Below are 11704 nucleotides of genomic sequence, written 5' to 3'. Positions count from 1 at the left end.
ACTGAAAGCGTTAATGTTGAGTAAAACTTTCACTGAATTCAGGTGAGGTTATTTTTTCTAAAAAACACAATAAAGGATGAAACATGACGGGTTTAAAAGCAGTATTTTTAGATTATGCCAGTTTAGATCAAAATGACCTGGACTTTACTCCCTTAGATGCTGCTTTTGCTGAGTTGCAATTATATGATGCAACCACCCCTGAGCAGGTCTTGCCGCGTCTTGCCGATGCTGAAGTTGCGATCGTGAATAAAGTGGTACTCAATGCCGAGAGCATTGCTCAACTTCCAAAACTGAAACTGATTTTAATTTCTGCCACAGGCACCAACAATGTTGATTTAAAGGCAGCTCAAGCCCAAGGCATTGTGGTGTGCAACTGTCAGGGTTATGGCACGGCATCGGTGGCACAGCATACACTGACACTGATGTTGGCATTGGCCACCAATGTGTTGAAATATTATCAGGCTGTGCAGCAAGGGCGTTGGCAACAGGCAGAGCAGTTCTGCTTTTTAGATTTTCCAATTGTGGAGTTGTCGGGTAAAACTTTAGGTGTGCTTGGCTATGGCGAACTGGGGCAAGAAGTTGCACGGTTGGCACAGGCGTTGGGAATGAAGATCTTGGTCGGAAATCTGCCGAATCGTCAACATGCAGGACGTTTGTCACTCGAAGAGCTGTTACCACAAGTCGATGTGTTAACACTGCATTGCCCACTGAATGACAGCACTAAAGATTTAATTGCTGAAAAAGAACTGGCGTTGATGAAACCGACTGCATTTTTGATCAATACTGCGCGTGGTGGCATTGTCAATGAAGCAGCATTGGCACACGCTCTACAGCACGGCAAACTGGCAGGTGCTGCAACCGATGTTTTAAGTGTTGAGCCGCCCACGCAGGGCAATATTTTGCTAGATACAGAAATTCCCAATTTGATTATTACCCCACATTCAGCGTGGGGCAGTGTGCAAGCCCGTCAGCGCATTGTGCAGCAACTCACTGAAAATGTGCAGGGCTTTATATCAGGGAACATGATTCGCCAAGTCAATTAATTACTGGTGGGTTGACTTAAAGATCCATGCTCAATCGGGACAGGTGGTGTATCGGTACGATTACCTGTCACCACTTCTTTAGCTTGTTGCCATTTTTTCTCGGTACTTTGTTGTACATCACTGGCTTTTTGCTGTACTACTTGGGTTTTTTCTGCACCAAATTCTTTGGTATTGTCCCATTTTTGCTGAATTTTATCTGAGGCTTTGTCTGCACCGCGCTGTGTAGCATTGCCTATACGCTGTAGGGTTTGCCCTGTTTTATATAAAATCACACGTCCCAAACTTGGATTGTCAGGCAGTGGCGCATTGGGAGTGCTGGGTTGAGTTTCAGTCATTGCAAAAACTGACGGTGCTGCAACAAGGCAACTACTCAATAAAAATAGTTTGATTGGGCTTAAACGCATCGCAAGATCTCATCCAGTTGATACTCAGCATTTTAGGATGAGATTGCACAAATAGGTGGGAAAGAGAAGAAATTCATACGATAGAATAACGATTGAAAATCAATTGCGGTTACTAAACTCGGATTGAATCAGCTTTAAAAATGCCTCTCTTGCTTTGTGATTCAGTACATCTTTATGCCAAAAGAACTGATTTTGAATGGCGGAAAAATGCTCAAACTTATATCCACAAATATGGGGCAGATTTTTATATTGTTCAAAAAGACTTTTGGGAATCAGTGCAACCCCCGAACCTGCACTGACACAACCCAAAATGGTGGCATAGCTGGTAATACTGGTGATCGGAAGAGAAAGGTTTTTGACTTTTAGCCATTGTTCCAAGGCGGCACGATACGGGCAGCCTTCAGTCCACATGAAAATTTCCTTACCAATTAAGTCTTCCTGACAGCGGATTTCACCAAATGAAGAAGGCGCAATCAGCACCATATTTTCTTGATAAATTTCAAATTTATTGAGTAAAGGCGAGGCAATATCCCCCGCAACAATCGCACCATCCAGTTTATGCTGACTGACATCCTGTAATAACTGTTTCCATGTTCCTGTAATGATTTGCACCGAAACGTCGGGATACTGTTGATGAAATTTTGCCAATAAATGCGGCAGGTGGGTCGTAGCAGAGGACTCGATGGCACCGATTCTTAAAGGGCCTGAAGGTGGGGTATCTGGGTGAACGCTGCGTTTTGCTTCATCGCATAAAGCCAGAATTTTATGGCAATATGCTAAAAAGATTTCACCTGATGCCGTCAGTTTTAGCCGCTTTCCTTCACGATGAAAGAGCGAAGTCTTTAATTCTTCTTCAAGTTGTTGAATACGGGTGGTGATATTTGAGGGTACGCAATGTAAACGTAGTGCAGCTTGAGACATGCTGCCGCATTCTACAATGGTCTGAAACATTCTTAGTTGATGAATATCCACAATCATTCACTTAAACAGAATTAGATACTTAATATAAGTTAATTTTACACAATTATATAGCCGATTATTATGAAGGGAATTTATCTTCATGATTGCAGATCAGCGATGACTATTTCCGCATTTGTAAAAGCGCCTCATATCTCCGAGACACTCAAACTTTATGTTTTTATTGGAATCACTGTGCTGTGTTGGGGATATTCACCGATTGGAGTGCATCGTGCATTAGATTCTTATAGCCCCCAACATATTGCATTGCTTCGATTTTTAATCGCCTCTCTCTTCTTATTTTTACTGGTACTGAAAAAAGGGATTCAGCCTGTCCGTTGGAAAGACTTGCCACGATTTGGGATGCTGGGATTATTCTCTGTCACCATTCATCATTTACTGATTAATATTGGGCAACAATATGTGACTGCGGTTGCATCAAGTATTCTGAGCCAGTCCATTCCATTATTTACAGTCCTGATTTCTACATTTCTGCTTAAAGAGCAGATTCGTGTTGTGCAGTGGATCTGTATTGTGTTGGGACTCTGCGGTGCAATTTTGGTGATTAGTGGCGATCATGGGTTTAGCTTACCGAATGTCCATAGCCTACTGATTTTATGTGCAGCCATCGCATGGGGCATTTATTTTAATTTATATAAACGCTTTGCGCTCGATTACGATACTGTAAGCATGATGTGCTATGTCATTTGGTTGGGAACGTTACCTTTACTTTGCTATAGCCCACATCTGCACACTGCTATTTTACAGGCTACATGGCAAGCTAATCTTTCCGTAGTTTTACTGGGGTTATTTCCGAGCGCGTTGGCTTATTTACTTTGGGCTGAGGTTTTGCGGAATATGCCTTTAACCCTAGCATCTAATTTTTTATATGTTACGCCAATCGTGGCAATCAGTTTGGCAATACTCTTTCTGGGGGAGCGACCTTCTTGGATCGTTTTGTTTGGTGGAATAATGATTGTTGCCAGTATTGTTTGGATGAATAAATCCAATCGGTGATTTGCATAACTTATTTTTTTTATTGATAAAAAACCCCGCTATCTTAGCAGGGTTTTTAAGTGTTCAAATCTTAAAATAACTTAGTGCTGCAACACACTCACATCAGCCACAGCAGTAAATAAATGACGCAACTGTGCCAATAAACGTAAACGGTTGGCTTTCAGTTCAGCATCATCTGCCATCACCATGACACCGTCAAAGAAGGCATCAATCGGCGCACGCAAAGCTGCTAACTTAGACAATGCTTCGGTGTAGTCTTTGGCTGCAAGTAATGGTTCAACAACAGGAGTAACCGCTTGAAGCTCGGCAAATAAGGCTTTTTCAGCATCTTCAACCAGTTTTGCTTCAACCACAGCACCTTCAGGCGTTGCTTCTTTGGCAAGAATGTTGGCAACACGTTTGTTGGCTGCGGCAAGTGCCGCAGCTTCAGGTAGTGTGCGGAAGTGATTTACAGCATTGACACGCTTGTCAAAATCAAGTGGGGATTTTGGTGCAAGTGCTTGAACGGCTTGAAGCACGTCAACTGCAACACCTTGGTCTTCGTACTTGGCACGGTAACGACCTTCAAGGAAAGCAACCGCATCGGCCAAAGTCTTGTCGTGATCTTTGACAATCTCGCCATAACCTTGAAGTGCAAGATTGACCAATTCTTCAATCGTTACATCGAGTTCATTTTCAATAATCAGACGTAAAATACCAATTGCTGAACGACGAAGGGCAAACGGGTCTTTTGAACCTGTCGGTGCTTGTCCAATACCAAAAATACCCACCAAAGTATCTAAACGGTCAGCAAGTGCAATCGTTGTACCTGTTTTGGTTTTTGGTAAAACATCGCCTGCAAATTTTGGTAAATACTGCTCGCCTAGCGCTTCTGCAACTTCATCATTTTCGCCTTCAATACGGGCATAATAAGTGCCTGCAATCCCTTGAAGCTCAGGGAATTCACCCACCAGTTCAGAGGTTAAATCACATTTTGCAAGAAGCGCAGCTTTTTCAGCGTCTTGAGCATTTGCACCAGTGATTGGTGTAAGTGCAACGGCTAATTTGGCAATACGTTCTGATTTGTCCCAAAGTGTACCAAGTTGTGCCTGAAACACCATGTTGGCCAATTTGGTTTTACGGCTTGCTAGAGGCTGTTTCTGGTCTTGCAAGAAGAAGAATTCAGCATCGCTTAAACGTGGGCGAACTACTTTTTCATTCCCTTCAATAATTTGAATCGGATCTTTAGACTCAATGTTTGAAACCGTAATGAAGTAAGGCTGTAATTTACCGTCGCTATTAATCAAACAGAAATACTTCTGGTTGTCTTGCATGGTGGTAATTAAGGCTTCTTGAGGTACTGCAAGGAAGCGTTCTTCGAAGCTTGCGCGAAGTGCAACAGGCCATTCCACCAACGCCGTTACTTCATCACGAAGGTCAGCAGGTACAATCGCAATCGCATTGACCTCATCTGCAAGTGCTTTGACTTGTTGATCGATGATTGCTTGACGCTCTTCAAAAGAAGCCACAACATGCGCTGCTTTTAATTTTGGTAAATATTCGTCTGCATTTGCCAAAGTAATCGCTTCAGGCGCATGGAAACGGTGACCATAGCTTAAGTTACCTGCTGGGTGATCTTGAATGGTCGCTGGAATGATTTGATCATCTTTGAGCAATACCACCCATTTTACAGGGCGAACAAATTCGGTACGGCTTGCTGCTGAACGCATACGTTTGGCAATAGGTAACCGATCCAAAGCAGTTTGCAAAATTTGTGGCAAAAGTACATCTAGGCTTTGACCTTGAATGTCTTTGTAATAACACACTTTTTCAACTTTACCCGCTTGGAAAGTTGAAACCTGTTCAACACTAATGCCTTGACCACGCATAAAGCCATCAAGTGCTTTGGTTGGTTTGCCTTCTGCATCATAAGCCGCTTGTACAGCAGGGCCATCAAAGCGTTTTTTCGAGTCGGCTTGCGCGCCATCGACAGCAATAATTTTTAGGGCTAAACGACGTGGCGCAGCATAGGCTTCGATTGAAGCAAAGTTTAAACCTGCTTCTTGTAAGCCTTTGACAGTCTCTGCCTGTAAGGCATCACGTAAAGTTTTTAAGCTTTTTGGTGGAAGTTCTTCACAGCCGAGTTCAAATAAAACAGTATGTTGAGTCATTATTTGTTCTCCGTTTTTGCAGCTTCTGCTTCGGCTTGTGCTTGTAACTGTGCCAAGACTTCATCACGTAAATGCGGTTCGGCCATTGGGAAGCCCAACTTGGCACGCGCTTGGACATAACTTTGTGCAATGGCACGCGCCAACGCACGCACACGTAAAATGTAACGCTGACGTTCAGTTACCGAAATTGCACCACGTGCGTCCAGCAAGTTGAAGGTATGTGATGCTTTCATGACCTGTTCATAAGCAGGTAATGGCAGCTCAGCTTCAATCAGACGGTTGGCTTCGGACTCGTAAAAATCGAAGAATTCAAACAGTTTTTCAACAGGTGCGTATTCAAAGTTATAGGTCGATTGTTCAACTTCATTTTGATGGAACACATCGCCATAAGTCACTGTGCCAAACGGGCCTTTAGTCCAAACCAAGTCATAAACCGAGTCAACCCCTTGCAAATACATCGCAAGACGTTCTAGACCATAAGTGATTTCGCCCGTCACAGGGTAACATTCAATCCCGCCGACTTGCTGGAAGTAAGTAAACTGAGTCACTTCCATGCCGTTGAGCCAGACTTCCCAGCCTAAGCCCCAAGCGCCAAGGGTTGGTGATTCCCAGTTGTCTTCGACAAAGCGAATGTCGTGGGTGAGGGTGTCAATGCCAATGGCTTTGAGCGAGTCCAGATACAACTGCTGAATGTTGTCTGGGTTTGGCTTGAGTACGACTTGGAACTGATAATAATGTTGTAAGCGGTTCGGGTTTTCACCGTAGCGACCATCTTTCGGGCGACGAGATGGCTGTACGTAAGCCGCGTTCCAGGTTTCAGGGCCTAAGGCACGTAAGAAGGTTGCCGTGTGGAATGTCCCTGCGCCAACTTCCATGTCATAAGGTTGTAAAACAACACAGCCTTGCTCGGCCCAGTAATTTTGTAAGGCAAGAATTAAGCCTTGAAAAGTATCAATATGCGAGATGGCGCGACTCATGTAGCATCCACGAATTATGAGAAAAATTGTCCCTAAGTATAAGGATTTTGTGGGTGAGTGGCAAAGACTTCTATGCAAAATTGCCTGTTGTCAATGAAATGGTCAGTATGGAAAATGACTGCTAAATGACGTTATATTTCCTTTAGCCAATCAACAGATTTACTGATATTCATAAAATATAAAATAAATACATCTTTAAGCTTGGGCTTCTATAATATGGAGCTCATGCAAGTTCGTGGATAGGAAAATATGCATTTCAATCTGGCGTGGCTCAAACCGAATTTTAAACTCTTGCCTGTCAAAGAGCGTATGTTCTGTGCGCTTGGTGCATTGCTGGGATTAGCAGTCTCTTCATGGCTAAGCTGGTGGATACTGGGCGAATTTAACGCATGGTATATCGCACCTATGGGAGCATCATCGGTATTGTTGTTTGCCGTACCTTCCAGCCCGTTGGCACAGCCATGGAATATTGTGGTTGGGAATACACTCGCAGCCTTGATTGGGGTGCTGTGCGCGCAATATATTCCTGAAACGACGGTGGCATTTAGCCTGGCAGTTGCTTTGGCAATTTTTGTGATGATGAGTACGGATTCATTACACCCACCGAGTGGTGCTGTTGCCATGACTGCCGTACTTGGTGGAGCATCTGTACATCACTTGGGATTTAAATTTATTGCTTATCCTGTTTTATTAAACTCTTTGTTGTTGCTAGGCATTGCAATTGTTTTTAACCGTTGTATTGGGCGTCACTATCCACAGACCGCACAGCTCAATACCCGAAGCAAAGATCCGACACCAACACAAAGGGTTGGTATTCAACCGCAAGATATTCAAGATGTTCTGGCACATCAGACGGAACTGCTGGATATTAGTCAGTACCAGTTAGAAGACATTATCTTACAGGCACAACAGCATGCCCAGCAGCGCTCACCGCAGGCGTATCTCTGTCGCGATATCATGAGCCGTGATCTGATTACCCTACATGCACAAGATGCAATTCAGCAGGCGCTTGCCAAATTCAAGCAAGTCAACCTCATGAGTTTGCCTGTGGTTGATGCAACAGGAAAATTACTGGGAACTTTGGCACTATATGAAGTGATGGAATGGTTTCAGCGCGCAGCAGATCCACGCGCACCGTGGGAGGATTTCGTTTATCAGATTATGCAGCGCCAAGTGGTCACTGTGCAGCCTGAGCAACCCTTGATTGATTTGATTCCGTATTTTGTTGAGCGTTCGTTTAATTATATTCCTGTCGTTGAACAGCAGCATTTGGTTGGAATGATTAGCCGTGCAGATATGATTGCAGTATTACAGCAGCAGTTGCTCAAACAGCAAGCATAAAAAAACCACGATTTTCGGGGGAAAAATCGTGGCGAAACTTTAAAACTTAACGGTATCTTTCTTCGTGTATGGTGCGAATGGGTTGTTGGTAACGCATGGATGGATTAAATATTTTTTTCTGTTTTGGAATCAGAATCCACAAAATAATATAGATCAATATCCCAGGAAATGCTGCGCTCATTACAGAAACTAAAACAAATAGCACGCGCAATACATTGGCATTCCAGCCAAAACGTTCAGCAATACCCCCCATAACACCAGCAATGATTTGTTGTTTGCTTGAACGGTATAGTCCTGAGCTGCCCATGCAATTCTCCTGTTATATTTGTTAATTAATATCACAATTTTAGCAAAAACTGTTAAAAAATTCTTAGTTGTATATAAGGGTTGAATACAAATTTTCCAGTCAACAGGTTTAGAAAAAGGGTTAATTTATGTAATTTTTTACAGACAGGGTGCAGCTTCTGATTACAATGCCTGATGATGTTTTGTCGCCTAACAGCTCTTTATTCTTCCTAAGGCAAGCCTATGTTGGAAAAGTTGAATTATTATATAAAAACAATAATTTATTCGGCATGTATTCTTGGGTGCTCTTGGCAATTGGTTGCTTGTAGCCCTCATTCTCCATCTGACGGATTGACACAGTCACATCAGGCGACAGCAGCAAGCTTGCCTTCACAGCATCATGTTGATGGGCAAAAACTATTAGATGTGGCTGGAAAGAGTACGATGCCTGTACAAACGTCACCGCCTGAAGTGCGTTATATCTTAAATAATCAAGAAAAGACTATGGTCGGGCGCTATATTGTGACCATCTCCTGCCAAGATCCAATCTCCCATTGCGATGTAGGGCAGCAGGGTTCGGTTGAATATATTATTAACTTAATGGAAGATGGATCAGTTTTTCGTTTGATTAAAAGTTTTGGCAAAGTGTATGCTGATACTCGCACAACTCAGAACTATCAGCATGCCCATTGGAAAGTGATCACCGAAGATCAGAAAAAATATGTTGTGGTGCATTTCAATCAACATTTACGTTTATATTATCTAATTGATCATAAAGGAAATATTGTGATGGATAGTCAACGTAATTTTGAAATCAACAGATATTTCTTTGAGCATGGACATCCATATACTTTAAATAACTATTATTTAGTACGCGCAAGTAATTAACATCAAATTTCAATTTGTATTGAATGAATAAATAGATTTAAAGAATTTTAGGCAAAAAAAATCCTTTCAAAAAGAAAGGATTTTTTAGAATCTTGGTGGGTCGTCCGCGACTCGAACGCGGGACCAACGGATTAAAAGTCCGCTGCTCTACCAACTGAGCTAACGACCCAAAATTGGATCAATCTGATAAATGGTGGGTCGTCCGCGACTCGAACGCGGGACCAACGGATTAAAAGTCCGCTGCTCTACCAACTGAGCTAACGACCCATATCGTCTTGATGGAGCGTATTGTAGCAAGATCTTGAACGATGGCAAGAGGATTTTGCAAGAAAATGAATCAATTGTTTACAAAACCCTCAAAATTGCATGTTTTAGCCAAAAAATAAGCTAAAATCGATAGTGATATTGTTCAATCTTGGCAAAAATTTCAGGGGTGAGAACACAGTAGGTCTGACTGTTTGGTAAGTTAACTAGAATTGGATCATGCGATTGCTGTAAATCAAAACCTTGGTTTTTTAATTTTTGTTTCGGATATTTAAAAGTACTGGTGGTTTCGAGCTGTTCACGAATGCGTAAAAAAACAGGCACAGCATAAGCAGGCAGAGCTTGCTTAAAATCCTGCCAAAGTTTAGCTAAATCAACTTCTGCCAAAACCGTTCCTGGGGTCAAGATAATGCTCGCCATACCTGCACGCCCATTGGTTTGAGGAATTTCGACCCCATACACCACAGCATCATGAATCAGCGGGTGTTCACATAAGATGCCTTCGACTTCCGCAGTTGATACATTTTCACCTTTCCAGCGGAATGTATCGCCCAAGCGGTCAACAAACTGAGCATGACGAAAGCCTAAATTGCGCATCAAATCACCCGTATTAAAATACGCATCACCCGTTTTCAATACATTTTGCAAAATCACGGCATGGTTTTTATCGGCATCGGTATAACCATCAAATGGAGAACACTTGGTAATTTTTCCGATCAATAAACCGATTTCGCCTTTTTGCACAGGTTGGCAAAAGCCTTGAGCGTTGCGCACAAGTTGATTCTGTTCTTGATCATATTGCACAATCGCAAAGGGGGTCGGTGAGAAACCTACGGTGTTGTCAAAGTTAAACAGATTGCTAAATCCGACGTTACCTTCACTAGAAGCATACATTTCCATAATTTCGGCAATCGCAAAGCGCTGCTTAAACTCATGCCAGATATTAGGACGCATACCGTTGCCAATCATTTTGCTGACTCGGTTTTGATGATCTTGTACAGAAGCTGGCGCATCAAGCAAATACCGACAGATCTCACCGACATAGCCTAATGCAGAGGCATTAAATTTTACAACATCTTGCCAAAACTGACTGGTGGAATATTTACGGCGAGTAGCCAGCGCAGCGCCACCAGCAATCACACAACACCAGCATACGACAATGCCTGTGGCGTGGTACATGGGTAATGGTGCATAGAGAACATCATTACCCTTTAGGTTGAGCATATGCCCATAAGTTCCATAGGCCAGCGCCCAGCGCCCATGATTGAAAATCACCGCTTTGGGCAAGCCTGTTGTCCCTGAAGTATAAATATAGAATAGCCCGTCTTTGGCATAGACATGCTTGGTTGTTGTCGTGTTGAATTCAGGGAAAGTCTCGGTACAGCGTGCTAAATTGAGATAGCCTTCAGGTGCAGTACTTGGTTGTTTGCGAGTTTCTGTATCTGCAAACCAGTATAGAACGGCATCGCTATGTAGCTCATGACGAATAGCATTAAACACCTGCTGGTATTCATCTCCTACGATCACGGCTTTGGGTTGTACCAGTCGAATACTATGGCTAAGAACTTTGCCTGATTGAGATGTATTGACTAGAGCTGCAATTGCCCCGATTTTTGCCAGTGCCAAAATGCTGGCAAAAAATTCTGGACGGTTACTCAACATCAAGGCAATCACATCGCCTTTTTTAATGCCTTGTGCAAGGAAATAATGCCCAATCTGGTTTGCCCATTGGTTAAGGTCTCGATAGCTTAGGCGTTGTTGTTCAAATAATAATGCTGGGCGCTCAGGGTGATGCTGCGCAGTTTTTTCAAAGGCAACTGCCAGACCTGTTGGTGTTTTTTGACCATGCAGGTACGCTTGTTTCAGCCCAGAAAGAAGGTGTGGTAATTTTGGAGTGATTTGAGGAATTTTGTGGAGGATGTCGCACAACCCGATCGTATCTGTAGAAGATTGTTTCATAACGTTCCTGCGCTTGAGGGAAATGAAAAGGGGCGTAGTAATCACTTTAAAGTAAAAACCGCTTCTCTAAGGAAGCGGTTTAAACAATGAAGACTTATTCTGTTGGTGTGGTTGGAGTTGCTTTTTTCGGTGGACGACCACGTGGGCGACGTGGGCGAACTGCCGCTTTGTCTTTACTCTGTTTTGTTGCATTTTCTTCTGTTTCGGCATCAGCTTTAGCTTCAACAGCTTCAACAGCTTCAACAGCTTCAACAGCTTCAACAGCTTCAACAGCTTCAACAGCTTCAACAGCTTCAACAGCTTCAACAGCTTCAACAGCTTCAACAGCTTCAACAGCTTCAACAGCTTCAACAGCTTCAACAGCTTCAACAGCTTCAACAGCTTCAACAGCTTCAACAGCTTCAACAGCTTCAACAGCT

Annotated in this window: 11 protein-coding genes and 2 tRNA genes; 4 read left to right on the top strand and 9 right to left on the bottom strand. The window is 43.0% G+C overall.

Annotated elements, in window-relative coordinates:
- The first annotated feature begins 83 nt into the window (after positions 1-83).
- On the top strand, positions 84-1043 hold the full coding sequence (locus tag E0H77_RS08880; protein WP_131377112.1) for a 2-hydroxyacid dehydrogenase: 960 nt from the start codon (positions 84-86) through the stop codon (positions 1041-1043).
- Here E0H77_RS08880 and E0H77_RS08875 read toward each other — a convergent pair.
- Together E0H77_RS08875 and E0H77_RS08870 are read right to left on the bottom strand one after the other, a co-directional pair.
- Positions 1040-1447 carry a hypothetical protein gene (locus E0H77_RS08875; RefSeq protein ID WP_131377109.1) on the bottom strand — a complete coding sequence of 136 codons (408 nt, stop codon included), beginning with the start codon at positions 1445-1447 and terminating at the stop codon, positions 1040-1042. The two genes, E0H77_RS08880 and E0H77_RS08875, sit on opposite strands and share 4 nt — an antisense overlap.
- 99 nt (positions 1448-1546) lie before the next feature.
- Positions 1547-2419 (bottom strand): LysR family transcriptional regulator, encoded by an 873-nt coding sequence (locus E0H77_RS08870; protein ID WP_131377106.1) that lies wholly within the window; start codon positions 2417-2419, stop codon positions 1547-1549.
- 105 nt (positions 2420-2524) lie between these two features.
- Between E0H77_RS08870 and E0H77_RS08865 the strand changes: the two genes are divergently transcribed.
- Positions 2525-3421: a DMT family transporter gene (locus tag E0H77_RS08865; protein ID WP_131377103.1), complete on the top strand. Its 897-nt coding sequence runs from the start codon at positions 2525-2527 to the stop codon at positions 3419-3421.
- A gap of 80 nt (positions 3422-3501) precedes the next feature.
- On the opposite strand, the gene glyS is transcribed toward E0H77_RS08865, so the two are convergent.
- Both glyS and glyQ read right to left on the bottom strand, forming a co-directional pair.
- Positions 3502-5571 carry a glycine--tRNA ligase subunit beta gene (gene glyS / locus E0H77_RS08860; RefSeq protein WP_131377099.1) on the bottom strand — a complete coding sequence of 690 codons (2070 nt, stop codon included), beginning with the start codon at positions 5569-5571 and terminating at the stop codon, positions 3502-3504.
- Positions 5571-6548, bottom strand: coding sequence for a glycine--tRNA ligase subunit alpha (gene glyQ, locus E0H77_RS08855; protein ID WP_004754373.1), 978 nt, complete (start codon positions 6546-6548; stop codon positions 5571-5573). The genes glyS and glyQ overlap by 1 nt, the downstream gene beginning before the upstream one ends.
- Before the next feature lie 249 nt (positions 6549-6797).
- Between glyQ and E0H77_RS08850 the strand changes: the two genes are divergently transcribed.
- A complete protein-coding gene (locus tag E0H77_RS08850) occupies positions 6798-7889 on the top strand; it encodes an HPP family protein (RefSeq protein ID WP_131377096.1) in 1092 nt (363 codons plus the stop codon).
- 46 nt (positions 7890-7935) lie between these two features.
- Here the strand turns inward: E0H77_RS08850 and E0H77_RS08845 are convergent, their stop codons facing one another.
- The gene (locus E0H77_RS08845) at positions 7936-8196 is read right to left on the bottom strand and encodes a PspC domain-containing protein (protein WP_131377093.1); all 261 of its coding nucleotides are present in this window, start codon (positions 8194-8196) and stop codon (positions 7936-7938) included.
- Positions 8197-8525: 329 nt separating this feature from the next.
- Between E0H77_RS08845 and E0H77_RS08840 the strand changes: the two genes are divergently transcribed.
- Positions 8526-9062: a hypothetical protein gene (locus E0H77_RS08840; protein WP_228258312.1), complete on the top strand. Its 537-nt coding sequence runs from the start codon at positions 8526-8528 to the stop codon at positions 9060-9062.
- A gap of 93 nt (positions 9063-9155) precedes the next feature.
- Here the strand turns inward: E0H77_RS08840 and E0H77_RS08835 are convergent.
- The 4 genes from E0H77_RS08835 to E0H77_RS08820 all read right to left on the bottom strand — a co-directional run.
- Positions 9156-9231: transfer RNA gene (locus E0H77_RS08835), tRNA-Lys, on the bottom strand.
- A 22-nt stretch (positions 9232-9253) separates the two neighbouring features.
- Positions 9254-9329 (bottom strand) — tRNA-Lys (locus E0H77_RS08830).
- Positions 9330-9449: 120 nt separating this feature from the next.
- Complete coding sequence (locus E0H77_RS08825; RefSeq protein WP_131377087.1) at positions 9450-11285, bottom strand: long-chain-acyl-CoA synthetase; 1836 nt, start codon at positions 11283-11285, stop codon at positions 9450-9452.
- Between the two features lie 94 nt (positions 11286-11379).
- A partial coding sequence (locus E0H77_RS08820; protein ID WP_213073559.1) for a hypothetical protein occupies positions 11380-11704 on the bottom strand: 325 nt, incomplete at its 5' end.

Source organism: Acinetobacter brisouioides, assembly GCF_004331075.1.
In the GTDB taxonomy this organism is placed as follows: Bacteria; Pseudomonadota; Gammaproteobacteria; order Pseudomonadales; family Moraxellaceae; genus Acinetobacter.
The sequence above is the reverse complement of the archived record's forward strand: the minus strand, read 5'-3'. Positions and strand labels throughout refer to the sequence as shown.

Bases quoted from the DNA above. Each gene is read 5' to 3' on its own strand.
- E0H77_RS08825 (WP_131377087.1), bottom strand. From the start codon at position 11,285: ATGAAACAATCTTCTACAGATACGATCGGGTTGTGCGACATCCTCCAC.
- E0H77_RS08880 (WP_131377112.1), top strand. From the start codon at position 84: ATGACGGGTTTAAAAGCAGTATTTTTAGATTATGCCAGTTTAGATCAA.
- glyQ (WP_004754373.1), bottom strand. From the start codon at position 6,548: ATGAGTCGCGCCATCTCGCATATTGATACTTTTCAAGGCTTAATTCTT.
- glyS (WP_131377099.1), bottom strand. From the start codon at position 5,571: ATGACTCAACATACTGTTTTATTTGAACTCGGCTGTGAAGAACTTCCA.
- E0H77_RS08875 (WP_131377109.1), bottom strand. From the start codon at position 1,447: ATGCGTTTAAGCCCAATCAAACTATTTTTATTGAGTAGTTGCCTTGTT.
- E0H77_RS08865 (WP_131377103.1), top strand. From the start codon at position 2,525: ATGACTATTTCCGCATTTGTAAAAGCGCCTCATATCTCCGAGACACTC.
- E0H77_RS08845 (WP_131377093.1), bottom strand. From the start codon at position 8,196: ATGGGCAGCTCAGGACTATACCGTTCAAGCAAACAACAAATCATTGCT.
- E0H77_RS08850 (WP_131377096.1), top strand. From the start codon at position 6,798: ATGCATTTCAATCTGGCGTGGCTCAAACCGAATTTTAAACTCTTGCCT.